Origin of the sequence: Enterococcus sp. DIV0210g, from assembly GCF_050559705.1 — a bacterium.
GTDB lineage: Bacteria > Bacillota > Bacilli > Lactobacillales > Enterococcaceae > Enterococcus_B > Enterococcus_B faecalis_A.
On sequence record NZ_CP187903.1, the window covers coordinates 1505780 to 1532025 of the forward strand.

The following is a 26246-nucleotide window of genomic DNA, read 5'->3' on the forward strand; positions in this document are numbered from 1 at the left end:
GAAAATAAGGAAACGGAATAAATCAACTGTCCCAGCTTTTCTAATCTACGTAATACATGATTGCAAAGGCGCCTTTTCCTGTATGTGTTGCTATGATCGGGTTCGTGTGCAAGACCGGGATCGTCATGTCAGGAAACATTTTCTGCAATTCTTGTTTGAATTCCATCGTCAATTCTTGTGCATCTGCATGAGAAATACCGATTTGCCGAATATTTGGAATGGTGCTTAATTCTTTTTTCAATTCATCAAACCATTTGTCAAAGGTCTTCTTTCCGCGACCCTTGATTACTGGCACTAATTCGGAATGCGCAAAGTCCATCACGACGCGAATATTGAGGATACTTGAAAGCAGTCCTTTTGTCCGGCTGATTCTTCCGCCTTTCACCAAGTTGTCCAATGTAGAGATCCCAATATACAGCTTTGTATTTTCTCTGATTTTTTCGACTTCTGCAATGATTTCTTCTGCAGATTTCCCTTCTTTAGCCATTTCGGCTGCTCGGATCACTTGGAAAGAAAGTCCTTGGTCTGTCGTGTCGCTGTCGATAACTGTGACATCGCTTTGTGTCAGATTACTCGCTTGACGTGCAGCCTCGACAGTCCCGCTTAATCCTTTTGTCATATGGATAGAAATGATTTTCGTACCATCTTTTCCTAATTCATCATATAAAGAAATAAATTCTCCGATTGGCGGCTGGCTTGTTTTCGGCAAAGATTTTGCCGCTGCCATCATACTCATAAATTTTTCGCCGTCTAATGTATCATCATCCGGATATACGATTCCATCGATCATCACTGACAATGGCATCACATGGATATCCAGAGCATCTCGCACGGATTTTTCCATTGTGCAAGAAGAATCTGTTACAATCTTAACATTTGTCATTGTTTCCCCACTCTTTCTTTAACAGCTGCCTTCTTTCGTGGTAAACTACTCTTAAGGCTCATTCTATTTTTAGTATAACAGACAAAAATCAATTTTTCATCAAATTAAAACAATAAGGGAGACGGTTTCATGGAAAAAAGAGGTTTCAGCAGAACTTATCTGATTGTCAATGAAGTGTGTAATGCAGTCACTCACGGGATTGGTGCGGGTCTAAGTATTGCTGGTCTTGTGATTTTGCTTATCAAAGGAGTGCAGTTAGATTCTCCTTTGCATATTGTCAGCTATGCGATTTATGGTTCAATGATGATTTTGTTGTTCCTTACGTCCACATTATTCCATTCGCTGATTTTTACGAAAGCAAAAAAAGTTTTCCAAGTATTTGACCATAGCAGTATCTTTCTTTTGATTGCCGGCAGTTACACACCATTTTGTCTTTTGAGTGTAAAAGGCTGGTTAGGCTGGACACTGTTTGCATTGATCTGGTTATTTGCGATTGCAGGAATCGTTTATAAATCGCTGACGCTTCATAAAAAAGAAAAAGTTTCAAAAATCTCTACACTGATCTATATCATCATGGGCTGGCTTTGTTTGATCGCCGCTGTTCCTCTTTATCATTCACTAGGACCAGTTGGTGTTTCGCTCTTGGTCCTTGGCGGCGTTTCTTATACAGTAGGAGCCTTTTTCTACAGCTTGAATTCGATCCGCTTTATGCATGTTGTTTGGCATCTCTTTGTTATGTTAGGGGCAGGATTCATGTACTTTTCAGTATTGTTCTATACTTGATTCTGCTTTCTATGAAGAAAAAAACACATCGAACGCTTTTAAATAAGGTTTCGATGTGTTTTTTATTATGCGGATGTATTTATTCCACGTCGCTTTTTCTTTGGTAGGTTTCAAATTGATAAGGATAGCGGTTCTTTTCATCCACTTCCCCTGTACTTAAATTGATCAAAGACCATTCTTCCCAATCAACTGGCGGAAAATAAGTATCTCCTTCAAACCCATGATGGATCACTGTGCGATATAAAATCGCGCAGTAAGGCAAAAATTCTTGATAAACTGCTGCGCCGCCTGCGATGAATACGATGCCGTCATGTTCTTTCTCATATGCCAAGACTTCTTCCATTGCATGCATGACGATCACTCCGTCTGCTTGATACGTCAAGTCGCGTGTCAACACGATTGTTTGGCGGTTAGGCAGCGGACGGCCGCCCATTCCTTCAAACGTTTTACGCCCCATCACTAGAGTATTTAATTCTGTCATTTGTTTGAAAAACTTCAAATCATTTGGCAGATACCAAGGCAGTTGGTCGTCTTTTCCGATCAATCCTTTTTCATCTTGTGCCCAAATTGCTGCTAACATAGTTTCATCCTTTCTGGACCGCTATACAGCGATCGGTGCTTTGATGGTTGGATGAGGATCGTAGCCTTCTAGTGTGATATCCTCCATCTCAAAATCAAAAATCGATGTTTTTTCAGGGTTCAATATCAATTCAGGAAATGAATGTATTTCTCGATTCAACTGTTCCTGCATTTGCTCGACGTGGTTACTGTAAAGATGTGCATCACCTAATGTATGGATGAATTCGCCTACTTCAAGTCCAGTCTCATGTGCAATCAGATGTGTCAGAAGTGCATAACTGGCAATATTAAATGGGACACCAAGGAAAACATCGCCGCTTCTTTGGTAAAGCTGACAACTCAAGCGTCCGTCATTGACATAGAACTGGAACATTGTATGGCAAGGCGGCAAAGCCATGCTTGGAACATCTTCTGGATTCCAAGCGGAAACAATCAAACGTCTTGAGTCTGGTGTTTTTTTGATAGCTTCGATCACTTCTTTGATCTGATCGATGAATCCGCCGTCTTTTGTTTCCCAATGGCACCATTGATAGCCGTAGATATGACCAAGATCCCCATATTTTTCAGCAAAAGCTGGATCATTCAATATTTTTTCGCAAAACTGTTTTTTTTGTACTTTGTATTCTTCGTTGAACGCTGGGTCTGTCAAACTGCGATGTCCGAAATCTGTCATATCCGGCCCTGTATAATCAGCGCTTTTGATATAACGTTCAAATGCCCATTCATCCCAGATATGATTGTTGTTTTCTAAAAGATAACGAATATTCGTATCGCCTTTCAAAAACCAAAGCAGTTCGCTTTTGATTAGTCCAAAGGGGATTCTTTTTGTTGTCAAAAGCGGAAAGCCTTTTTGCAGGTCAAAACGCATTTGATAGCCGAAAATACTGTATGTACCTGTACCAGTACGGTCTTCTTTGCGGTGTCCTTTTTCTAACAAAGTTCGTCCTAAGTCAAGATATGCTTGCTCCATTGAATCATCCTCCTAGTTTTCTGCCCACTCGCTCAAGTATTCCCAACGCAGCATTTTTTCCTCGAGCTGTTCTTCTAATTTCGTCGTTTCTTTCTGCAATTCCTGCAGGCGGGTAAAGTCATTTCCTTGATGGTTCATTTCTTCTTGCAGCTGTGTGATCTGTTCTTCGATCACAGCGATATCGTCTTCAATCGTTTCCCACTCTTTTTGTTCCATATAAGTGAGTTTCTTTTTCTTTGTCTCCGTTTGCGCAGGCACTTTTTCTTTTACTTTTTCTGAAATCGATGGTTCTTCTTTCTGATTCATCAGATAACTAGACATGTTCCCATAATAAAGATCGATTTTGCCAGCACCTTGGAAAACCAGCAATTTATCTGCTACTTTGTCTAAGAAATAGCGATCATGGGAAACGGTGATGACCGCTCCCGGAAATTGTCTGAAATAATCTTCTAAAATCGTCAATGTGGCAATATCCAAATCATTGGTCGGTTCGTCCAGTAAAAGTACATTTGGCTGTTGGATCAGTAATTTCAGCAAATAAAGCCGTCTTTTTTCGCCGCCGGATAATTTGCCGATCAACGTTCCGTGCATGAAACGAGGGAATAAAAATCGTTCTAATAATTCCGCCACTCCGATATGCAGCCCGTCCGCGGTTTGGATCTCTTCTGCTGCTTCCTGCAGATAAGCAATCATCCGTTTGTTAGGATCCATCTCTTCATTTTCTTGTGTATAATAAGCCAATCGAACGGTCTCTCCGATGGTATAGATGCCGCTGTCTAACGGTATTCTTCCTGCTAGGATATTCAATAGTGTCGATTTTCCGGCACCATTTTTACCAGTGATTCCTAATCGTTCTCTTGATTGGATCAGCAGTTGGAAGTCCTTTAAGATCGGCATGCCGTTTATTGCATAGCTGCCGTCTTTGATCTCTAGTACTTTTTTTCCTAAACGCTGTGTTGCGATATTCAATTCCAAATCTTCCGTCTGATTGACTTGATACAAATTGTCTTTCAAATCTTCGAAACGATTGATCCTTGCTTGTTGTTTCGTGCCTCGTGCTTGAACACCTGCACGCATCCACGCCAATTCTTGCTTGTATAGTCGCTTGCGTTTTTCTTCTTGCTCTGCATCAACACGTTCTCTCTCTGCTTTTGCTAAGACATACGCCTCGTAGTTTCCTTTGTATTCATAAAGTTTGCCAAAAGAAAGCTCAAAGATCCGGTTAGTCACCCGATCAAGAAAATAGCGGTCGTGTGTTACCATCAATAACGCACCGCGGTAATGGTTCAAATAAGTTTCCAACCATTCAATCGCTGCATAATCCAGATGGTTCGTTGGTTCATCCAATAAAAGCAGATCTGGTTCATCGATCAAAACTTGTGCTAAACTAACACGCTTTTTCTGTCCACCAGATAATTCGCTTATTTTTTTATCCAATTCACTGATACCCAATTTTTGCAAAATGATTTTTGCATTTGTATCTGCTGCCCAAGCATCTTGTTTATTCATTTGTTCTTCCGCTCGGGTATATTTTTTTTGTGCAGCAGGATCTTCGCCATTTTCCGCCAAAGCCAATAACGCTTCTTCGTACTCGCGCACTGTTTGCATTAATGGGCTCGTCCCTTGGAAAACGGCTTGGAGTACGGTGTTCTCACCAGGAAAATCGGTATTTTGAGAAAGATAGCCGATTCGAAAATCGTTTGGATAAAAAACAGCTTCCTGATCGCCGTCGCCGCTATCGGTTCCTGCTAATATATTCAGCAGGCTGGTTTTCCCTGTACCATTTGTACCAATCAAACCGATCCGATCTTTCTCGTGGATCATAAAACTGATTGTTTCAAATAACGTTTTTTCACCATATGTTTTTTTGAGGCCAGTTACTTTTAATTCTTTCAACTTGTCTCCTCCTTATTCTCAAATATTGTAGCATAAAAAACAGAAAATTAATGTCTCTTTTTACGAAAAATATAGTCGTTTTGAAAAGGTGCACAAAAAAAGAGGATTGGGCTGATCGATGCCCCATCCTCTTGCATTCCTTGACCTTTCGAACGATTATCAAGGCATTTTTCGATTGATTTTTCCTTTTTTGAGTTTTTCTCGGAAAACGAACGGCAATGTCTGCCCGTTTGTCGGCTGGTTCATCGTATAAGATTCCAGCAAATTGATTCTTCTTCGATACGTATTCGCAGTAAACGTCGTGATTTGTTCCGATACTTCACACTCATCGATCGTTTTTCGTTCTAAGTAGTAGCCGCGAAGCATCTGTTTCGTAAAGATCGTTTCTTGCTGGATCATGAACATCGAGATAAAGGAACCCGACATCATACGCTGACACTGGGCTTTTCTTTGTTCAATGAAGAATTGGATCACCGTGTTATCATAAACATCCGTTAAGTTATCCAAACTTTCAATGATCAAATCAGTATTTTTTTGATAAACTTCTCTGACTTCATCGATATCTTTTTGAGTAATCACTGTCTGGCGATCCGACTGTCTTCGTTCCCAATATAATTTAGGATGCAAAACAATTCGGAAAATACGACGTACAAATAACAGCCAGAACCCCATAAAGGACAAGATTTGTCTTGTGATAGACTTTTCAAATTGTGACATAAACCGTGAATAAAAACGATAACTGTTGATACTTAGATCGCCTTCGCGGTAGCGTTTATCCAAACTGTCTCTTTCAATCGATAAAATCAACGCTTGGATTTCTTGTACTTCTTGTTTTTCATCTCCAGACAAATCTTCTAAGTAAAGTTCTCTGATCCGCTCTTGATAATTATCAATCACGGCTTCTGTCGCTAAATACTCTTTTGAATCTTTGTCCATATCAGCCATATCCTCTCTCATTTGAGAAACGACCGATTCTAAGATCATCAGTGCATTCATATCCGTTCCATCAGCTTCTTCGTCTTCTGTCAGCATCGGCAAGACTAGAATACCAACGATCAAAGTGGTCAAGATCACACCCGCTGTCAAAAACAGCAATAACGGTCTCTGATAAAACGTCAACTGATTGACCGAGATAGGCAAAATAAAAATCGTTGCCAAACTGACGGTTCCTTTTACGCCGCCAAACGTCAAGATCAGTACTTCATTGAGCTGTTCTTTAAATTTGCTTTTTCCGTCTTTAAAAAGATAAAAAAGACTGATGGAAACAAAACGAATCACAAATAAAACAGCAGAAATCAATAATATCGTGACTAAAAGAAGCCAGTTAGGATAAATATTATTTTCCCAAACTGGTGAGAAAACTTGGGTCAATTCGATCCCTAAAAAAATGAACACAAGTGCATTCAGTGTGAAAACGATCGTTGACCAAGTCGTGTCTGATAAAACAGATAATTCTGCATCGAAAACAGTGATTTTTCTAAAACCAGCTGCTTGCAAAACACCAGCCGCTACAGCCGCAATAATCCCTGAGACGCCAGCTACTTCTGCCAATACATAGGCTAAAAATGGTAATAATAACTCAATCAAAAGATAACCTGTCACATCTCGGGCGGACGCTTTTTCAATCATGCCGATCACGCGCCGTTTTCCCCAAACAAGCAAAATACCAACAACGGCACCGCCTATACTAGAGAAAATCAAGCTGATTCCAGCATTGACAGCTGAAAAAGTTCCCGTCATCAGCGCAGCAATCGCAAACTGGAAGGCTGTAACGCCAGATGCATCATTCAGCAATCCTTCTCCTTCCAAGATGTGCATCGCTTTATCTGGGATCGACACTCGGCCAGAAAGAGAACCAACAGCTACAGCATCTGTCGGACCTAATGCAGCGCCAAAAGCAAAACAAGCCGCAAGCGGAATACTTGGAAGCAGAAAAGAAAGTAGTGCGCCAACGCCTAACAGCGTGAGCAACACTCCGCCGAAAGCTAAAAATAAAATCGTGCCAAAATTCTTTAAAATAGAGGCGATATCTGCTTTTTCACCTTCGCGGAAAAGCAATGGTGCAATGATCATCACTAGGAACAGCTCCGGTTCGAAACCGACAGACTGTCCCCACTCAGTCAATCCTAAAATGATCCCAAAAAAGATCTGGATCAATGGTGTAGGAATCGCTGGGAAAATCCTGCTAGCTACATTGGACAATGTGATGGTCACAGCAAAAACAATCAGTAATTCGACGAACTCCATGGCCTCAGCTCCTTCATTCGCGGTTTCGGGCGAGCGCCTTTAAAAATTGTTCTTTCTTTTTCAAGATTTTTTTCTCAATAACTATGACTTGCTGTTCATTTCCAGCAAGTTCTAATTGTACTCGTTTTGATTCCAATCTTAGCAAATCATGTTTGACACGTTCCAGCTGACGATACAGCAAAACGTTTTTTCTTCTTAGATGACAAAGAATACGTCGGCGTTCTTCCATTGTACATACATCATATTGTTCATACAATAATCTTTTTCCTTCTTCGAAATCTGTTCTCATTTTTTTCAGGTCTCCTATACACAAACTGGACTCATTATAGCAGATTCATCAGGCAATGGAAAATGTTTTTATTCATTTTTTCTTTTCCCTTAAAACTTTATTTACTTTTCATTTCAAAGGGAATCTTGCTTCCTTTTCTAAGGAAAAAACAAAGACAAAAGCACCGATTCCGACGGTCTTTTGCCTCTGCTTCTATTTATTTGACTTTGACGGTCGAAACAAGACCTGCTGCCTGCTTCTTAGTCAAAATATTCTGCGTATACGTCTTCTACACGCTGATCAGGATTGATCACGATGTAGAGACTGCCAGTTTTTTCACTGATTTTTGTTGATTGATATTCATTATCCAAACCTTCTTCACCTTTGTCGCTGTAAGGGAAATAGATAAGATCTGGTTTACCATTGCGATATAAGATTTCCATACGTTCGATATCTTCATATTTCAATGCACGGCTGAACATGCCCATTTCCAATCCGCCTAAATTGATATCATGAGTGGCAACAGAGTCACCTTCTTGGAAAATCTCGATTTTGAATCCAGCACACGGGCGGATTTCGACGAATTCACTACCGTTGATTCTTCCGAAACTTGTTGTGATTTGTTTGATCCAAAGGTCTCCGATATGGCGGCGGTCGATCGTCCATGTTTCGCCATTACGAAAATAAAATTTTAACGCTGTCATTCCTTTTTCCATAAAAAACGCTCCTTGCTTTTTCTATTTACTCTTTAAGTGTAGCACAAATAGATGAAAGTGGTAACATTTTTGGCTTTCCATAACGTTTTTCACAAGGACTGCACCATAGCGCTGTTTTTCTTTCCTTTTTATTCTTTAACGTTTGGCAGACCGTGCCATTCTTACGAAAGTATGTCGCTGTCCCCGCAAGGCAATCGACGCATGATAGATAGCGGTCGGCGCTGGCATGCCGGAGATTCCTGCATCTCCTAATTCAAAGACATCTGCCCCCGCTCGTTTTGCTGCAAGCGCAATTTGCTGGATCGTTTCTTTATCTGTTCCTTCTTGTGATGTTCCAACAGTACAGGAAACCAAGGCACCTTTTTTTCTAATGGCTGAAATAATCTCAGAAAGTTTGTCTTCTGTGACACCAGCTACTGCACCCGGACTTGGCAATACCAGCATGTCCACACCAGCGGCCACATAACTCAGCAGCGCCTCAAGAGACAGATCCATCCCATGACTGACGACTGGATTGAGCATCAAAAAGCCATTATATGTTTCTCTGACTAATTTAATATCTGAAAGGATGCGTACCGGCGTTGCTTCTGGTTTGACATAAGCTGTTAATGAAAGAAAATCAGCACCTTTAGTCAAGACTTCTTGAACGGATTGCGGTGTTACTCGTTTATAGTCTGCTGTATCATCTGCGATTTCCAAGTTCACGCCAATACCTGTTCCAGTCAACTGACGAAGTTCAGAAAGATACTTGATGCTCCCTAAACCGTCAACAGCCATTTTCTGGACATCGATTCCTTTAAGCAGTAAAAGATCTGCGCCAAATGCAGCGGCCATCTCGCCGTTTGTTACTTCCGGATACAATGGGGCAGCTTCTGCAGCTAAATCAGTCAGCAATACTCGTCCTTCCGATGCTTTGATTGCTTCTTTTATTTCTGCTGGTGTGGTTTCTTGACCAAAATCAGAGGCTGTACATGCTAAAATTCGTTTCATGCTTGTTCCTCCATCTCATAGACACTTGGACTTGGTTCGTTGAAACCTGCTTCCAAAATCTGGATATTCGTCAATGCTTCTTCTTCACTGACTAATTTTTCTGCCCCGTTTTTCAACGTATTATAAACTGAATCATAGTATCTTCCGTAATCGCCAACAGGGGTCTTGATTTGTTTTTCGATCCAATCTCCGTTTGCATTCCGATATTTTGCGATACCGTAATACATCACTGAATCTTCGCCAAATCCAGGTGAGCCAGGCATGATGCCAGCTTTTAAATCATTTTCCTGCTGGTCTTCTCCATATTTGATGAAAGAACCATTACTGCCATGGACGATAAACCGTGGATAACTGCTTGCAACTACGTGATTTGTTTTGACTTTGACTTTTAATCGGTGATTGTAATGCAGGTCGACATCAAAATAATTATCAACTGCTGTTTCGATCTCATTGTTGCGGATATCGTAGGCCACTTTACTTGGACGGCCAAACAAAGCAATCATCCGATCCATCGTATGGATACCTAAACCGTAGAAAGAACCATTTTCTTTTTCGCCTTCTGCTGTGATACTTCCAGGGCGATAATAATCAATGTGCGTCTCGACTTCATTGATATCTCCGAGAAATCCTTGCTCAATGACTTGTTTGACTGCTAGGTAATCACCATCGAAACGTCGATTTTGGTAAGGCATCACCAGGACACCTTTTTCTTTTCCTAAAGTAAACAATTCTTTTGCATGCTCCACAGTATCGCAAAATGGTTTTTCTACAATGACTGATTTTCCAGCATTGATGACTCGTTTGGCTAATTCATAATGCGTATGTGCTGGTGTACAGATCGTAATCAGTTCGATATCGGCATCTGTTAAAATCTCTTCGATGTCTGTCGTGAAAACCACTCCTTTTTCTCTGTAAGGAGCTGCTGCTGTTTCATTGATTTTTAAATCAAAAATCTTTTTCACCTGAATCGTCTCTCTCGTATTGATGTACGGTAAGTGATAACGATTTGCGCTTTTTCCAAAGCCGATGAAGCCTATTGTTAGTGTCATTTTTTTCTTCCTCTCTTGCAACGTGAATTTATTCTTTTAGTTCTGGCGGTTTTGACGAATCATCATTAGTCCTTCTTTTAAAATTTTTGCAGCATTCAAACGGCCGAAATCTTCTGGATTGATGGCTTGGACAGGAATTCTTGTCCCCAAACGTTTTGCGATGGTGTCACGCATAAAAGCAATTTGCGGTCCTAATAATACGATATCTGCTGTTTGGCTTTCCGTGTCTACTTTTGGTTCTGAAACCGCCCAAATGTTCACTTTCAAACCGTTCTCGTTTGCTACTTGCTGCATTTTTTTGACCAAGAATGATGTTGACATCCCTTCATTGCAGCATAATAAAATATTTGTCATGTTTCTTCCTCCTCTAACTTGATTCAAATTTTCACCTAAAAATCTTCTTCAATATTCGTTACTACATGAAATCTGTAAAATCAGAAAATTCACCAGTTACTGCAGGTTTTGTTTCTTCTTTACTGTCGAAAGCAGCTGGTTCTGGAATCTCTGACAGTCCTGAAAAAGCGGTATCTTCTGTCGCTGGCAGTTCTGCAGCCATGCTGTTTTCGTATGCTCGCAAGAATGGGAAATAAATGGCAACCATCATGACGATCAGCAAGAATTGCAAGATCACATTTCTGAAATCTCCTCCGCTGGCTACCCAAGCATTCACAAGAGGCGGCATTGACCAAGGAACATAGACAACGATTCGAGAAACCAATCCAGCCCATGTCGCAAAGTAAGCAATCGCAAAAGCAAGCAGCGGTCCAAAAATAAATGGGATCATGATCATCGGGTTAAAAACAACTGGAAAACCATAGATAACTGGTTCATTGATGTTGAAAATACCTAATGGGCCAGACATACTAGCAAATTGTTTATTGACTTTTTTACGGCTGAAAATAAAAATCGCAATGATCAGGGCAATCGTCGAACCTGTTCCGCCGATATGACCATAAAGATCACGGAAAGGCAAAACGATGATATTTGGTATATCCTGATGATTGGCAAAAGCTTCCGTATTTTGATTCATGGCAACTAACAACGGCGGCTCTAAAATCGGATTGACGATACCGCTCGGATGGATACCTAGTGCAAACAGCAAATTTGTAAAGAAGCAAAGAACAAGAAATCCTGGCAAACTTGTTGTTAAATGGACAAGCGGTGCTTGGATAATCTTGTTGATCAATTCATGGATCTCCATACCTGTCAGTTGATGAATACCAAATGAAATAAGGCCAAATGTCAATAATGTCAACATAATTGCTGCCATCGCTTCAAAACTTTGAGCAACTGCTGGCGGGATACCATTGCCGTTCAATTTGAATTTCAATTTGTCGCTGCGGGAGATACGAATAAAAAGTTCTGTTGAAAAAATAGCAGCGAGAATAGCGACAAAGATCCCAGATGTTCCTAAATAAGAAAGAACAGCAACACCGCCAACTTCAACTGGCTGTTCAGCCCCCACTGGCACGACCGCATTTGTCAGCGGCAAGAAAATCATGATAACTGCAATCGTTACGAAAGAACTGAAAATGGGATTTTCTTCTCCTCGATTTTTTGCCAAACTATTGGCAATCAAAGCACCAATCATCAAGGAATAGCAATTCAATGTGCCGTTGATGATTTTATTTCCTAGTTCTTGCCATGTACCTAATGTATCTGCACTGACAAAACCAGCAATCCATCCTGTATCTGGCGCAATGATGATATTATTGACCAAGATCATCACACCCGCTAAAACGAGGAATGGGACCGTCGATACAAACCCGTCTCTCAATGCCCGAAAGTAAATCATCGATGCCATTTTCCGAGCAAAATCATTGATTCGCTGCAACACCTTGTCTTTCTTCATTTTGCTACACTCCTTTTTCCGCAAAAAGCGCATACATTTTTTGATACATCCCAATCATTTGTTCCGCTACATCATATAACATGCTTGTCGTCATCAATTGATCTTCTGCATGAACCAGTAAAAGCCCTAATTCCGTTTTTTCTCCGCTTGCTTCTTTTTGGATCAAATCAAAATGAACATGATGAGCTGCTGCAAATTTTTCCTTTGCTTGCTTCAATTGGTTTTCTGCTTCTTCATACTGCTGCTCTCCTGCTAAAGCGATTGCTGCCATGATAGCTGTTTTTGCTTCTCCGGCTGCTGCGATGATCTGAAATGAGATTTCTTCCATACCTTCCATTATTTTCTTCCTCTCTATCAAATTTTTAAGAAAGCGCATCCTTCGATAAAACTATATAGTTTTAAAAACAAAAAGTCAACAAAAATATTGATAAATAGTTTATTGTCAAGGAAATAAAAAACAAAATATAATAAAAACTATATAGTTTAAATAAAGAAGTTTAATGTTATAATAAAGTAAAGGAGTTGAGAAGAGAAGCGATGGGAACAAATATAAAATACACAGATATTTACAAAAAAATAAAAAAAGATATCGAATCCGGATATTATGCAATAAATGAAAAATTGCCTCAAGGGCGGATCTTAGCCGAAAAATACCAAGTCAGCGAATTAACGATCACTAAAGCACTGAATCTTCTGGTAAGAGAAGGCTATATCGTCAGACGAAGAGGTTCAGGCAGCTTTGTCAAAGATTTTCAAAATCGAACAATGACTAAATTCTCCCCTTTGACTGGAAGCTTCTCGAGACATGAAGGAAAAGTAGAATCAACTATTATCGGTTTCACCACTGAAGTTCCTGATCCGTCGATCGCTGAAAAACTCGGTATTGATGGAGATTCTCTTGTCTATAAGATCATTCGGATGCGAAAAATCAAAGGAATTCCTTCAATCATCGAATATACATGGATGCCTGTCTCGATCATTCCTGATTTGACGATGAAAGAATTAGAAACTTCAATTTATAAATACATTTCCGAGAAATTGAACTTGACGGTCAAAAGTGCCCATGTCAATATTTCCGGCATCCGCCCTTCTGCTTTAGAAAGAAAATATCTGAATTTAACAGAAATCGACTTTTTGATGCGTGTGGAACAAGTTGCTTATCTAGATGACGGCCGGATTTTCGAATTTTCGATTGCTAACCATATTCCTAGCGAATTCCATTTCGAAACAGTGTTGATTGCCGACTGATCCGTTTTTACAACAAAAAAACAGCTTTCCAGGAAATCTCCTGAAAAGCTGTTTTATTATTCATTTGGTAATGATTGTTTTACATAGTCGATCAGTTGTTCTTTTTGATTCTGGATTTCATTGTTTATCACAGCAGCTTCTGCTTGTTTCAAAGCTTCGCTGACCCATTTTCCTGGTTTGCGGTCAATGGCTGCTAATAACACTTTTCCATCAATGGCTAATTCACGAAGATCTTTGATTGGCAAAGCTTGGTAGCGTGTCATCACTGTTTCGGTTTCTGATTCTTCCCCAAAATAACGAATCAGCTCTTCCACTTGACACGCTTTTTTCTCCCCTAGAAGATAAAGCAGTTCAGCAGAAAGCGGACCGTTTTGTCTCGCTTTTAATCCATGATAAAGCGTCTGGACATCTTTGATCATTTGATTGGAACATTTCCAAGCTTTCAAAAATGGGCGGATTTCAGATTCATCCATAACCATTTGGCTAAGAAGCAGTGTCCATGCTTGCTCTTCTGTAGTTAACTGATCTTCCGGCAAGTCGCCAAAACGCAGCAGTGCTTCACCCGCATCTTTCAGCCCTGGACAATAGATATAACATTCTGTTTCTACAAATGTTTCCATTCCGCGCTTTCTATTTTTGCCTAACAATGTTTTGACAAATTCGATATTGATACGTTCAATGGATATTTTTTCCAGCAATGCGTGATTTTTTTGGATAGCTTCCGCTGTTTCTTCCGATAAATGAAACCCCAATTGACTCACAAAACGAATACCTCGCATCATGCGTAATGCATCTTCATGGAAACGTTCATTAGGATTCCCTACTGCTCGCAAGATCTGATTTTCTAAATCCTCTAGACCGTGGAACAAATCAACGATCTCTCCATCTTCTTTCAGAGCAAAAGCGTTGATGGTAAAATCTCTTCTTTTCAGATCTTCTTCCAATGAACGGACAAATTCGACATGATCCGGGCGTCGATAATCTTGATAGGCAGATTCTGTCCGGAATGTCGTGATCTCATATTGCTCCTCATCTTCTAAAACCAAAACGGTCCCGTGTTCGATGCCGATATCGATCGTTCGCGGAAACAGTTGTTTGATTTCTTCAGGAAACGCGCTGGTGGCGATATCCACATCATGGATCGGCTGTCCCAGCAAAGTATCCCGGACGCTTCCCCCAACAAAATAGGCTTCATAACCTGCTTCTTCGATTTTCCGCAAAACAGGAAGTGCTTTTTGGTATTCTATAGGCAACTGTTCTAATTTCATCTCTTTTTCCAATCCCTCAATAAATTCTGCCAAGTTTTACGAACAAACAAATCACACGGCAGTCAAAAAATCATTCTGTTTTTCCATCTTTTCGTTCAAAACGATAGCGGTCGCGCTGGTTGAATTTTTCCATATTTTTTTCAAAAACAGCGGTCAAATCGATGTCCATCGAGTTCGCCATGATCATCGTTACGAACAACACATCGCCCAACTCTTCAGCGACTGTATTTTCTTTCTCAGTTGGTTTTTTCTTTTTTTCTCCATAATGGTGATTGACTTCCCGTGCGAGTTCCCCCACTTCTTCGGTCAAACGAGCCATTTGTGCCAGCGGAGAAAAATAACCTGTTTTGAATTGCTGGATGTATGCATCTACTTCCAGCTGCATCTCTTTTAGTGTACGTTCTTTTTCCATTTTTCTCCCCCTTCTTCGTTATCTTAACAAAAATCAATGACTATTCCTAGACAAAGGGTCAAGAAATCGAGTGTGTGAGAGTCTGTTCAAAAGCTGACTTTCGGTATTAAGCTTCTTATCAGCAAAATATAGGTAACTATTTTGCTGATAAGAAGAGTCTTAATACTCAAGTTAAGACGCTTTTTTCACGACCTCTCTTAAACGGTGTTCAAAAACCAACTCCTTCGGCAATAATTCAAAAAAATACAAAATATGAAAAGCTATTTTCTATTTTTCTTCGTTATTGCTTGGAGCTGAGCGGTTTTTTCACGACCTCTTTACAAAAATAGACTGCCTTCTTCTCAAGAAAAGAAACAGTCCATTTTTGCTTTTAGCGACTTTTGTCAAATGACAATGTGTGCTCGAAGATTCGTTGATTCACTTCATTCGATAATTCTAAAAATGAATCTCGATCCCCCGATTCTAACGCTTGATCAATTTGTGCATAAAGAACATTCAGTTGCGATTCATATTCTTTTTCAAGAAAATACTGGTTTATTTTTTCTTTGTTTTCATCGCTGACGGTATCTTCCCAGCTGACAAAAGGATTTTCTTCTAAAATCGCCATATAATCGGCGTTTTGCCAAGCATTTTCAAATAAACACTCGACGTAGAGCGGTTCTTTCCAATTCAACCGGATCTCATGGAAAATTTGATCCGTATCTGTGAATTCTTTTCCTTGTAAAAATAATTTCAGCGGTTCGCCGCCGTTTGAAAGGTCCCGGATCTGCAATCCGCGTTTTGATTGATCCGCTTCTTCGATGAAATGGACATTATTCAAAATCGCTTCATGATTTGCTAAATAATTCAAAATCCAAAAGACTTCTCTGCGGCTAAACGACACGTGATTGACCATCCAGTTCAAGAAATGTTTTTTCTCTTCTACGTCAATAAACATCTTGATCACCTCTCTGTTAAGTCTTCAAGTACGGAGGCTGCCTCCATATCTCCTGGTTCATGATGCAGGTAATGGTGTAATAGAGTTCTTGCTTCTTCTAGTCTTCCTTCTTCTCTTAGGAAAAAGGCATATTCTTTCAAGAAATCTGGTTCGTGCTGTAATTCATGGGCCGCTTGTTCATAGTGGATAGCAGCATGAGTGAATTCTTCCAGCTCGTTGTATGCGTGAGCAAGATTCCATTCAGCATAAGGATTACCTTCTTCTTCCATTTGATTGATGACTGTAATCACTTCTTTATATTTTCCATCATTCAAGTACAAGTTACTTAATGTCAACAGTGTTTCATCTTGTTTTTCCCCTAATTCAAGTGCTTGAACTAATAACTGTTCTGAGCGCACCTTGTCATGCAGACGATAGGCATTTTCAGAAGCCAAATGATACAATTCGACTTGATAAGGATTTTCTTTGATTCCTTCTTCTAAGACAGCTTGTGCCTCTTCCAGCAGTTCTTCTTCTTGCAAAGCTTGTCCTAGGTATAGGTAAAGTGCTTGATATTGCGGATTGATCGTTCTCAATTCCTGCAAATAGTTGATTGCCGGTTCGTTGTTTTTTAATTGAAGATGTGTGAAAGCTAATTGGAATAGACGATCATCTGTACGTTCTTCTTCCAACGCATTCTCCAAAGGTTCGATTGCCGCTTCAAATTCACCTTGCATGCTCAAAGATGTTCCCAAGCGTTCTTGCATAGAAATATTTGAGATTTCTTTGATATTACTGTTTGATAATGTCTCGTAAATAACAGCAGCTTCATTAAAACGATCAACAGAAAAATAAAGTTCTGCTAATGCAAATTGGATCAACGGCTCATCAGGAAGCAAGCTTGCAGCTTCTTTTAGTTTCGCTTCACTTACTTCTGGAATACCAATGACTTGATAAAGGTCAGCAAGTGCTAATAATCCTTGTGGGTAATAGTCGCTTTCTTTGGTGATTTTTTCCAGATATTCGAAAGCTTGATCAATTTCATCATTTTCAATGGCGATTTCTGCTAATGGAATATATACGCTGTCGTTTTCTGGGTATTGAACGGCTAATTGTTCAAAAATCTGTTTTGCTTCCTCTAAAAAACCGAGTGCCAGCAGTTCTTCTCCTAACTCAGCTAAAACATCTCCTGAATCTTCCTTCAATGCTTTTGTCAGCATAAGCTGTGCTTGTGCTAAATCTTCTTCTTCCAATGCACGCAGCATTTTTTCACTATATGTTTCCATCATTTTTCCCTCTTATCTCGCGAACGATATTTTGATAGTTTGCCATCATCTGAAGCAGTTCGTTTTCAGTTGGCGTTTGGTATCCTTTGATTATACCAATTTTTTCTAAAACTAAAATTGTTTTGCTCCGTTCTGCTAAAAAAAGTACATTTTGCAGATATTCTGCTGAAGAAATCTGGTCTGTCCAGCCGATTGGGTAGCCCAATTTTCCCAGCCACCACAAAAAGTTCTTTTCTTTGAACGAAAAAGGTGCAGCTTCCATACTCCACAACAAATGGAAAACCATTCCTAAAAATTGTTTCATGTTATAGGAAAGTAAATGCCCATTCTCTGTCATATAAAATGCCTGCTCAAATAATTTACCATAATTATTCAAGTTTTCGTTACTTTCTTCGTAAAAACGGATCATTTTTTCTAACATGCCAGTCAAAGGCCGGGACATGATGTTCTCTTTTGCTGGATAATTTTTATAAAGCATTTGAAGAAATGAGTAGTCGCAGACGATACCGCAGCGGATAAACGTCAAAAAATCGACTGGTTTGCCGTCTCTCTGCTTTTCACTGATGGTTCCATCATAAAAGATCGTTTCTGGATAATGATTGGTTTGCATGATTGGCTGGTTCATCTGGAGGATCGTTCGTTTCTCTGTCAGACTTCTTCCCATTGAGCGGATCGAAACGGGTATCAGCCACAGCTTGGAAGTCAACGGACTGTTCTTTTGAAAAAAAGCAGCTAGGTCCATGATTCCTTCATTGCCGAAACCAACGATCAGATACTCTTCTTTTTCAGGGAATTTTTTTGTAAAGCCTAATAAGTTTTCTAGTTCCGACAACTGGTTGCATTGAGGGCTGTTCGTACAAATATGCCAGTCGACTTTTGTCTGGTCTGGAAACAGCTGATTTATTTTCGCGGCAAATAAATCATAATAACGCTGATTTGTGACGAACAATATGTGGGTGTCATTTTCGGTTTCTTTTAGCTGACTGCTTAATGTCTTTCCGTAAAAAATGTTCGTTTTCTGGTTTGCCGAACGATAAATCATTTTCATCTGCTTCCCTCCTTTCTCTTATTTTACCATTAGTCCAGTGTTTCAAAAAGAAAAGCGCGCCGCTCAAACAAATGCGTCACTTAAATAACAGCGGAGTCAGTGTTAGGGTTATGTATGAATGGCTTTACTCCTTTTTTCGGTCCCTGCAGGCTTCTGCAAACAAAAAAACACCCTTGCAGCTTAGAGCCACAAGGGATTAAAACGCAAGATTATTTAACTGCGTCTTTCAATGCTTTACCTGGTTTGAATGCAGGTACTTTGCTAGCTGGGATTTCGATTTCTTCACCTGTTTGCGGGTTGCGTCCTTTACGAGCCGCACGTTCGCGAACTTCAAAGTTACCAAAACCGATTAATTGAACTTTTTCACCGTTAGCTAAAGCATCTTGGATAGTTGAGAATACAGCGTCTACAGCTGCAGTTGCATCTTTTTTAGTTAAATCAGTAGCTGAAGCAACTTTTTCGATTAATTCTGCTTTGTTTGCCATGGGATAGATTCACCTCCTCCAAAAGAGATATGATGTAAAACATCGATTTTATAAACATTTTGAGTGGTCCAAAATGTTTATCTAAAATATTGATCAAATTCAATATTCTGTTATCACGATAGCATATGAATCGCTTAATAGCAAGGTTTTTGCCGATTTTTAGCTGCTTTTTTTAGTCATAAAAACGTAACACATAAAAAACGTGATTTTTTTTGTCAAAAACCCATAGTTATGGTAAAATGCTCATTTTCTGCGTCTTGGAATGATGCGGATCGGTGTACCTTCAAACTCGAAGGCTTTTCTGATTTGGTTCTCTAAGAAACGTTCATAAGAGAAGTGCATCAATTCTTCTTCATTCACGAAAATAACAAAGGTCGGCGGTTTGATCGCCACTTGTGTCGCATAAAAAATCTTCAGACGTTTTCCTTTATCTGTCGGCGTCGGATTGATTGCCACAGCATCCATGATCACATCGTTCAGAACAGCAGAAGAAACACGCATCGTTTGGTTTTGACTAACTTGCTCGATCAATTCAGGCAAACGGTTCAGACGCTGTTTTGTCACTGCTGATACAAAGATGATTGGTGCGTAATCCAAATATTGGAATTCCTCTCTGATTTCTTGTTCAAAATCGCGCATCGTATTTGTTTCTTTTTCTACTAAGTCCCATTTATTGACCACGATGATGATTCCGCGGCCTGCTTCGTGGGCATAGCCAGCTACACGTTTGTCTTGTTCTCTGATACCTTCCTCACCATTGATGACCATCAAGACGATATCTGAGCGGTCGATTGCGCGCATTGCACGCATCACGCTGTATTTTTCAGTATTTTCATAAACTTTTCCGCGTTTGCGCATCCCTGCTGTATCGATCATCAAGAATTTTTGACCAGATTCAGAAACAAAATGCGTATCGATCGCATCGCGTGTCGTACCTTCTATATCTGAGACAATCACCCGGTCTTCACCTAAAATCGCATTGATCAAAGAGGATTTCCCAACGTTTGGACGTCCGATCAAACTGAATTTGATCGTATCTTCATCTTCTTCATCTGCTTCTTCAGCAAAATGTTTGATTGCTTCATCTAGAATATCACCGATTCCCAGACCATGGCTTCCTGAAACTGGATATGGATCGCCTAGTCCAAGTGAATAAAATTCATAGATGTCATTTCTCATTTCAGGATTATCGACTTTATTGACAGCCAAAATCACTGGTTTGTTACTGCGGTATAAGATCTTTGCTACCATCTCATCCGCGTCTGTTACGCCTTCACGCCCACTTACAACACAAACAATTACATCTGCTTCTTCGATCGCGATTTCTGCTTGATGCTTGATTTGATCCATAAATGGCTCGTCACCTAAATCGATCCCGCCCGTATCAATAATGCTGAATTCTCGACCCAGCCATTCGCCTTTAGCGTAGATGCGATCTCGTGTTACTCCCGGAGTATCCTCAACGATCGAGATACGTTCTCCGGCAATACGGTTAAAGATCGTGGACTTGCCGACATTCGGACGTCCAACGATTGCTATAGTTGGATTTGCCATATTTTTTCCTCCTAGTCATGTCTTCAATCTTACTTAGTTTACCGAATGGCTTGGAAAGTTTCAAGCTTGTATTTCTTTTTCTAATGAAAACTGCAGCAGATCAGACAAAAAACTTAATCAAAAAAACAAATGATCCTGAAAATCTGATAAGCAGCTTTCGGATCATCTGTTTTTTCAAATTCTATACTTAAAAACTTCAGACAAACGAGTCTTTCTTTTCTCTGCCTATTCACAGAAGAAAAAGATATCCTAAAAAGTGCCTCATCCGTTTCTTTCAATGAAACGGATGATTCAAGCTTTATTTTTCAGAATCTTCGTCGTTTACTTCTGCATCTTTCAAAGCGTCCCCTAAGATGTCGCCCATTGTAAAGCCAGTGTTTTCTTCTGGCATTTCATACGTTTCTTCTGCAGGTTCTTCTTCTTTTTCAGATGCAGGTTTTTCTTCTAATGCTTTGATGCTAAGCGCAATACGTTGTTCTTCTGGATGTACTTCCAAGACTTTGACTTGTACTTGGTCGCCTTCATGAAGAACTTCATGCGGTGTCGCGATGTGTTTGTGAGAGATTTGAGAAATATGCACAAGTCCCTCTACACCAGGAAATACTTCAACAAATGCGCCGAAGCTTGTCAAACGTTTGACTGTTCCTTCTAAAACAGAGCCGACTGGTGCTTTTGATTCAACATTTGTCCATGGTCCAGGCAATGTATCTTTGATAGATAAAGAAACACGTTCTTGGTCTGGATTGATCGATAGAACTTTCACTTTGACTTCATCGCCGACTGAAAGTGCATCACTTGGTTTTGCAACATGGCTGTGAGAGATCTCTGATACATGGACCAATCCGTCGATACCGCCTAGATCGATAAATGCACCAAAGTTTGTCAAGCGTGCCACGCGTCCTTCGATTTCATCGCCTTCATGGATATTTGCCAATACTTCTTTCTTCTGTTCTTCTTTTTCGCCTTCCACGACTGCTTTGTGTGAAAGGATCAAACGATTTTCAGAAGGTTCGATTTCGATGATTTTGAATGTAAGAGTCTTGCCTTTGTATTCTGAGAAATCAGAAACAAAGTGATCTTCTACCATTGAAGCAGGAACAAATCCGCGTACACCCACGTCAACGACTAAACCGCCTTTGACAACATTTGTAACAGGGGCTTCGATGATTTTTCCTTCTTGGAAGTCTTTTTCGATATCTTCCCATACTTTTTTCGCATCCAAACGGCGTTTAGATAATAGATAGCTGCCGTTTTCTTTGTCTTTACCAATTGTGCTGATAACGACTAAGTCAAGAACATCGCCGACTTTTACAAGTTCGTGGATATCTTCAACTGGCAAAGTAGAAAGTTCTTTTGCTGGAACGACGCCTTCTACGCCTGCTCCTTCGATACCGACAACCACTTGTTTATCTTCAAGCGCTAGGACTTCTCCCTTAACGATATCGCCTACACTTACTTCTTGGACGCTTTTCATTGCGTCTTCCATTGACTGGTTATTATTTTCTGCTTGCGTTTGATCAAATTCTGTCATGACACTTGTCCTCCTAACCAACATTCTTCATAAAAATACAGTAATACAGTACTCATTTGATTTTAATTGATTTCTACTAAAAAATAAAGCGATTTCGTCCGCTTTTTTCTAAAAAACCGCTGTTTTATTTGATTTTTGCGTGTTTAACGAAACTTGCTTACTTCAAATAGCCTTTTTCTGCAATCACATTTTTGATTTCTTGGACGACTTCCGTGATTGATTTCCCTGTAGTATCTACTCTTACCGCGTCTTCGGCTTGTTTTAATGGTGAAACTTCTCGGGTTGAATCAAAATGATCACGTTCTTGGATTTCTTTTGTCAGCACTTCTAACTCGGTTGGGATGCCTTTTTCCAGATTTTCTTTGTAACGGCGTTCTGCACGTTCTTTCACGCTGGCAACCAAAAAGATCTTCACTTCTGCGTTCGGCAAAACAGCTGTCCCGATGTCTCTTCCATCCATGACGACGCCGCCTTTTGCACCGATGCTCTTTTGGATCGCGACCATTTCTGCTCTCACTTTGCCATGTGCTGCAACTTCAGAAACAGCATTTGTTACTTCTGGTTGCCTGATTGCATCCGTTATGTCTTCTTGGTCTGCATACACTCGCTGGCCGTCTTCCTGCTGTCGGAATGAGATCTCATGTTCTTTCGTCAGCTGTACGATACCTGCTTCATCGTTCAAAGCAACATCATGCTGAAGCGCCAAATAGGTCACAGCGCGATACATCGCACCTGTATCTGTATAAACATAATTAAATTCTTTTGCTAAAATTTTTGCAACTGTGCTTTTCCCAGAAGATGCTGGTCCGTCTATTGCGATACTGATTGTTTCCATCAAAAAACCCCTTCGTTAAAAAAAGAGGGCGGAAGCCAACTTCAACAAATGCTGAAATGCGGTTTTCTTCCTGCCTTCTTTCTATTTCTTGCTAAAATCATAAAAATGGTGAAACCATTTCATTACGCGGCAAAGGCAATTTTTTTGCCCGCTGCCGAAAATACTTCTGTACAAGAAGCGAGACTGGACTTTTACCGGCCAGTCTCTTCTAATCAGAATAATGCTGTCTTTTATTTTTTCTAAAAAACGCGCTCGATTATTTGATTTTTAATTCTTGTCCTGGATATAACATATAGTTATCCATAGTCATACCATTCAATTGTAATAATTCCTCAATTGAGATCCCAGCTCTTGCTGCTACTTGTTTTGGACCTTCGCCAGCTTGTACAGCGATTGTTGAACCGGCTGCAGCAGTTGTTTCGCCTGTTTGGCCAGCTGCGTCTGTTGTTGCTGCACCTTCTGCAACTGTATTATCAGTTGTTCCGCCCGCAATTGTTTGATCTTCTGATGTTGGTGTTGTTTGAGCAGCGTTTGTATCTGCTGTTTCCACACTTGTATCTGCTGCTTCGTTTGTCGCAGCTGTCTCTGTTTCCGCAACTGTATCACTTGTTGTTTCTTCTGTTGATTCAACAGTTGATGATTCTTTCGTTGATGATTCTTTTGATTCTACAACGGAAGAAGTCAGTTCTGTTGAACTTGCTGCTTCATTGGAAGAAGAACCGTTTCTGATCCAGAAGTATGCTCCTGCTGGAATCGCGATACATAAAACAAGTAAAACAAGGAAGAGTGAAAGGAAAAGTGTATTTCCTTTTTTCTGTTTTCTTTGAGAACTTCTTGAAGTCTCATCATCCTCTGTTTCGTAGATTGGTTGTTCCCATGGTTCTTGTGTTTCGTTATTTTCTGGTGAATGATGTCTGTCTTTTCTGCTCACTTTTTTACCTCCTAATTGCTATCGACTGTATTATACCATAGTCAAATCTGTCTTGTACTAAAAAATCAATTCGGATTCTTTTTTTTAAATAAATTTATCAAAATAACTTCCCAGTCTTCTGTTTCTTTCTTTTTCTCTGCTTCCTGTCTCTCTGTGCTGCGTTTTGCTCCATCCAAATCACAGCATTGTTCTGGTTTTTCTTGAAGTGTTTCGCCAAAATAATCCATGATAAAAGTTCTGCGGCAGTTGGTTTCTTCAATATATCGGATCATCTGTTCTAGCCGCTGTTGGTTTTCTTTTTCATTCGCACGTAATTTATCTAACCAGCTGGACGTGTCTGTCTGCTGAGTGATAGCCCACCATTTTTTCTGAAGCTCGTCAAAAGGGGCATCTTCTCCTTTTAGATGTTCCAGATAAAATTCGAAACTTTGGCGCTGCTCTCTTGACAGCTGATTGAAAAACCAATGAATACGCTCATCGCCTTCTTGGTAAAGCAAAATTGCTGAACTCGGCTGCTGATCTCTGCCAGCACGACCGATTTCCTGCACATAATTTTCTAAGCTGTCAGGCAGATCGTAATGGACGACCAAGCGGATATCCGGTTTATTGATCCCCATCCCAAATGCATTCGTAGCTACTAATACTTGCAGCTGATTCGAGTTGAATTGCTGCTGCAGCTGCCTCCGCTGGCTGGCATCCAAACCACCATGATAGTAGCCGGCAGCAAAATAAGGCCGAAGTTGTTCATACACGGCTTCTACTGTTTTCTTAGTCGCACAATAAACGATTGCTGCTCCTTTTGTTTGTGAAAGGATCGTTCGCAATTCCGTTTCTTTTTGGTTCGTTTCCTGAACAAATAACGCGATGTTTTCGCGATTGACAGAATGTTTGACGACTTTTGGCTTTTCTGAGAACAGTACGGTTTCGATATCTTTTTGGACTCTCGGAGTTGCTGTAGCTGTCAAAGCTAGTGTTGTCGGCTGTCCTAATAAAGCAATCGATTCACCTAACCGCTGATATTCTGGGCGGAAATCAACCCCCCATTGCGAGACACAGTGCGCTTCATCTACGACAAACAAAGCGATTTTTTGTTGTTTCAATGCCCGGAGAATATCGGATTGCAGAAGCATCTCAGGACTAAGAAACAAAAATTTATAGGCGGAAAGGTGCTTTTGGACATAACGCTTCTCGCTAGTTGACAATAAACTATTATAGGCAACCACGTGTTTCTCTCCTTGTTTTTGCAGCTGCAATACCTGATCTTCCATCAAAGAAAGCAGAGGTGAAACGATGACAACAATTCCCTCTTTCAAATAACCCGATAGCTGATAACACAAACTTTTCCCCATACCTGTGGGCAAGATCGCCGAGACATCTTGGTCATTTATCAAGGAATCAATGATTTCTTCTTGTCCCGGCCGAAAAGAATCATAGCCGAAATAATGATGCAAGGCTTGCTTCAGTCGTTCCATTTTCTTTCTCCTTTCAGGTGCTGGATTTGATAAAGTCTGAATTCGCCATAATCCAATTGTCCAGATGGCGAAACTTCTTGATAGCGCCAGTCTTTGATAGGCGTTTTTAATTTTTCCAATACCAGTATCGTTTGTTCTGAAATAAATTTTTCATAGGGAAAATCAGAGAAAAAAAGCGCCCATTCAATCAAGTGATCCGCCAACGTCCCTGCTTTCAGCTGACGTTTCTTCAAAATCATTTCTTTCGTCTCTCCTGCCAAGACCATCTGTCGCGTGACCAGCATGCTTTGATTGAGATTCTGACGAAGCACATCCTTCACAAGATCATAAAGAACGAAATCTGTTTTTGTTTCCAGCGCCGCTAACAAAGCATGCACAGCTTCTGCTTGGATGAGACTTACTTCAAAAGTATCTTTATCTGCCGCCGTCAATTGATAAGGAAGCTGGCCTATCTGGTCTCTTCCTGTCAGCTGATTGGCCAAAAAATCTGCTTGTTCTTTCGGCAATTGTTGAAATAGCTCATGCCATTCTTCATAAAAACGCTCTGCTAACGTATCTCTATCTTCCGTTGCCAGCCAGCTTTTGATCTTCATTGTATAAAAAGGACTGGTTTCGATCGGTACATATTCTTTCTGTTGGATAGAAAGATTTGAGATCACTTGCACAGAAAATTTCAATAATCGCCAAGAAGTTTCTGCTGTGCGGCCGTATCGTCCAAAATCGACTTGATAGATTTTGCGCTTTTGCAAATAATTCTGCCCTTTTTCGGTAATAACTGCTTCGTTCTCTGTTCGTTTGATTAGCTGCTGCTCCGCTAATTGCTGGATCATTTTTTCAAAATCTGTTTTCTTGAGTTTTGGTATGCTTTGGTGGGCGGGTAAAAGCTGTTCAAAAAAACTATACAAAAGAACAGAACTTGTTCGTTTTCCTGTCAGCACTTGATAAAGCGTACTGATTCTTCGCTTGTCACCTGATGAAAATAACGTTAGAATGTAATCAAACATCATGATTCTCCTTAAGTTAGGAT

General features: G+C 40.2%; 26 protein-coding genes. 2 read left to right on the forward strand and 24 right to left on the reverse strand.

The annotated features are described in order from the left end of the window. Nucleotides 1–40: 40 nt before the first annotated feature. Nucleotides 41–883, reverse strand: coding sequence for a DegV family protein (locus tag IGI64_RS07290; RefSeq protein ID WP_429940037.1), 843 nt, complete (start codon nucleotides 881–883; stop codon nucleotides 41–43). A gap of 129 nt (nucleotides 884–1012) precedes the next feature. Between IGI64_RS07290 and trhA the strand changes: the two genes are divergently transcribed. Next, the gene (gene trhA / locus IGI64_RS07295; RefSeq protein ID WP_016625596.1) at nucleotides 1013–1666 is read left to right on the forward strand and encodes a PAQR family membrane homeostasis protein TrhA; all 654 of its coding nucleotides are present in this window, start codon (nucleotides 1013–1015) and stop codon (nucleotides 1664–1666) included. 79 nt (nucleotides 1667–1745) lie between these two features. Here trhA and IGI64_RS07300 read toward each other — a convergent pair whose 3' ends face one another. The 11 genes from IGI64_RS07300 to IGI64_RS07350 form a co-directional block, all read right to left on the reverse strand. Further along, nucleotides 1746–2246, reverse strand: coding sequence for a dihydrofolate reductase (locus IGI64_RS07300; RefSeq protein WP_016625595.1), 501 nt, complete (start codon nucleotides 2244–2246; stop codon nucleotides 1746–1748). Between the two features lie 21 nt (nucleotides 2247–2267). Further along, complete coding sequence (locus tag IGI64_RS07305; RefSeq protein ID WP_429940038.1) at nucleotides 2268–3215, reverse strand: thymidylate synthase; 948 nt, start codon at nucleotides 3213–3215, stop codon at nucleotides 2268–2270. 12 nt (nucleotides 3216–3227) lie between these two features. Then, a complete protein-coding gene (locus IGI64_RS07310; RefSeq protein WP_429940039.1) occupies nucleotides 3228–5111 on the reverse strand; it encodes an ABC-F family ATP-binding cassette domain-containing protein in 1884 nt (627 codons plus the stop codon). 159 nt (nucleotides 5112–5270) lie between these two features. Then, entirely contained in the window at nucleotides 5271–7358 is a 2088-nt protein-coding gene (locus tag IGI64_RS07315) for a cation:proton antiporter (RefSeq protein ID WP_016625591.1), read from the reverse strand. A gap of 13 nt (nucleotides 7359–7371) precedes the next feature. Continuing rightward, nucleotides 7372–7647 (reverse strand): hypothetical protein, encoded by a 276-nt coding sequence (locus IGI64_RS07320; RefSeq protein WP_016625590.1) that lies wholly within the window; start codon nucleotides 7645–7647, stop codon nucleotides 7372–7374. Nucleotides 7648–7886: 239 nt separating this feature from the next. Continuing rightward, nucleotides 7887–8342 carry a hypothetical protein gene (locus IGI64_RS07325; RefSeq protein WP_016625589.1) on the reverse strand — a complete coding sequence of 152 codons (456 nt, stop codon included), beginning with the start codon at nucleotides 8340–8342 and terminating at the stop codon, nucleotides 7887–7889. Nucleotides 8343–8477: 135 nt separating this feature from the next. Continuing rightward, a complete protein-coding gene (locus IGI64_RS07330; RefSeq protein WP_429940041.1) occupies nucleotides 8478–9332 on the reverse strand; it encodes a hypothetical protein in 855 nt (284 codons plus the stop codon). Then, nucleotides 9329–10381 (reverse strand): oxidoreductase, encoded by a 1053-nt coding sequence (locus IGI64_RS07335; protein WP_429940042.1) that lies wholly within the window; start codon nucleotides 10379–10381, stop codon nucleotides 9329–9331. Before IGI64_RS07335 ends, IGI64_RS07330 begins: the two co-directional genes overlap by 4 nt. 36 nt (nucleotides 10382–10417) lie before the next feature. Then, nucleotides 10418–10735 carry a PTS sugar transporter subunit IIB gene (locus IGI64_RS07340; RefSeq protein WP_429940043.1) on the reverse strand — a complete coding sequence of 106 codons (318 nt, stop codon included), beginning with the start codon at nucleotides 10733–10735 and terminating at the stop codon, nucleotides 10418–10420. A gap of 61 nt (nucleotides 10736–10796) precedes the next feature. Continuing rightward, nucleotides 10797–12233 carry a PTS sugar transporter subunit IIC gene (locus tag IGI64_RS07345; RefSeq protein ID WP_429940045.1) on the reverse strand — a complete coding sequence of 479 codons (1437 nt, stop codon included), beginning with the start codon at nucleotides 12231–12233 and terminating at the stop codon, nucleotides 10797–10799. A gap of 4 nt (nucleotides 12234–12237) precedes the next feature. Then, on the reverse strand, nucleotides 12238–12570 hold the full coding sequence (locus tag IGI64_RS07350) for a PTS lactose/cellobiose transporter subunit IIA (RefSeq protein ID WP_429940046.1): 333 nt from the start codon (nucleotides 12568–12570) through the stop codon (nucleotides 12238–12240). Between the two features lie 200 nt (nucleotides 12571–12770). On the opposite strand from IGI64_RS07350, the gene IGI64_RS07355 reads away from it, so the two are divergent. After that, a complete protein-coding gene (locus IGI64_RS07355) occupies nucleotides 12771–13481 on the forward strand; it encodes a GntR family transcriptional regulator (RefSeq protein WP_016625583.1) in 711 nt (236 codons plus the stop codon). Between the two features lie 56 nt (nucleotides 13482–13537). Here IGI64_RS07355 and IGI64_RS07360 read toward each other — a convergent pair whose 3' ends face one another. From IGI64_RS07360 to IGI64_RS07415, 12 genes are all read right to left on the reverse strand, one after another. Continuing rightward, the gene (locus tag IGI64_RS07360) at nucleotides 13538–14749 is read right to left on the reverse strand and encodes a CCA tRNA nucleotidyltransferase (protein ID WP_429940047.1); all 1212 of its coding nucleotides are present in this window, start codon (nucleotides 14747–14749) and stop codon (nucleotides 13538–13540) included. A gap of 70 nt (nucleotides 14750–14819) precedes the next feature. Further along, nucleotides 14820–15161: a nucleotide pyrophosphohydrolase gene (locus tag IGI64_RS07365; protein ID WP_016625581.1), complete on the reverse strand. Its 342-nt coding sequence runs from the start codon at nucleotides 15159–15161 to the stop codon at nucleotides 14820–14822. Nucleotides 15162–15531: 370 nt separating this feature from the next. After that, on the reverse strand, nucleotides 15532–16098 hold the full coding sequence (locus tag IGI64_RS07370; RefSeq protein WP_034863247.1) for a YpiB family protein: 567 nt from the start codon (nucleotides 16096–16098) through the stop codon (nucleotides 15532–15534). A 5-nt stretch (nucleotides 16099–16103) separates the two neighbouring features. Then, nucleotides 16104–17363 (reverse strand): tetratricopeptide repeat protein, encoded by a 1260-nt coding sequence (locus IGI64_RS07375; RefSeq protein ID WP_429940048.1) that lies wholly within the window; start codon nucleotides 17361–17363, stop codon nucleotides 16104–16106. Further along, nucleotides 17350–18411 (reverse strand): hypothetical protein, encoded by a 1062-nt coding sequence (locus IGI64_RS07380; RefSeq protein WP_429940049.1) that lies wholly within the window; start codon nucleotides 18409–18411, stop codon nucleotides 17350–17352. The genes IGI64_RS07375 and IGI64_RS07380 overlap by 14 nt, the downstream gene beginning before the upstream one ends. A 209-nt stretch (nucleotides 18412–18620) precedes the next feature. Continuing rightward, complete coding sequence (locus IGI64_RS07385; protein ID WP_002290178.1) at nucleotides 18621–18896, reverse strand: HU family DNA-binding protein; 276 nt, start codon at nucleotides 18894–18896, stop codon at nucleotides 18621–18623. A gap of 243 nt (nucleotides 18897–19139) precedes the next feature. Then, the gene (der, locus tag IGI64_RS07390; protein WP_016625576.1) at nucleotides 19140–20450 is read right to left on the reverse strand and encodes a ribosome biogenesis GTPase Der; all 1311 of its coding nucleotides are present in this window, start codon (nucleotides 20448–20450) and stop codon (nucleotides 19140–19142) included. A gap of 298 nt (nucleotides 20451–20748) precedes the next feature. After that, nucleotides 20749–21981 carry a 30S ribosomal protein S1 gene (gene rpsA / locus IGI64_RS07395; protein ID WP_429940050.1) on the reverse strand — a complete coding sequence of 411 codons (1233 nt, stop codon included), beginning with the start codon at nucleotides 21979–21981 and terminating at the stop codon, nucleotides 20749–20751. 157 nt (nucleotides 21982–22138) lie between these two features. Continuing rightward, nucleotides 22139–22816, reverse strand: a complete 678-nt coding sequence (cmk, locus tag IGI64_RS07400) for a (d)CMP kinase (protein WP_429940051.1) — start codon at nucleotides 22814–22816, stop codon at nucleotides 22139–22141. A 256-nt stretch (nucleotides 22817–23072) separates the two neighbouring features. Further along, complete coding sequence (locus IGI64_RS07405) at nucleotides 23073–23747, reverse strand: SAG1386/EF1546 family surface-associated protein (RefSeq protein WP_429940052.1); 675 nt, start codon at nucleotides 23745–23747, stop codon at nucleotides 23073–23075. A gap of 65 nt (nucleotides 23748–23812) precedes the next feature. Next, nucleotides 23813–25219 carry a RecQ family ATP-dependent DNA helicase gene (locus IGI64_RS07410; RefSeq protein WP_429940053.1) on the reverse strand — a complete coding sequence of 469 codons (1407 nt, stop codon included), beginning with the start codon at nucleotides 25217–25219 and terminating at the stop codon, nucleotides 23813–23815. Further along, entirely contained in the window at nucleotides 25207–26223 is a 1017-nt protein-coding gene (locus IGI64_RS07415) for a helix-turn-helix domain-containing protein (protein WP_429940054.1), read from the reverse strand. The genes IGI64_RS07410 and IGI64_RS07415 overlap by 13 nt, the downstream gene beginning before the upstream one ends. Nucleotides 26224–26246: the final 23 nt, after the last annotated feature.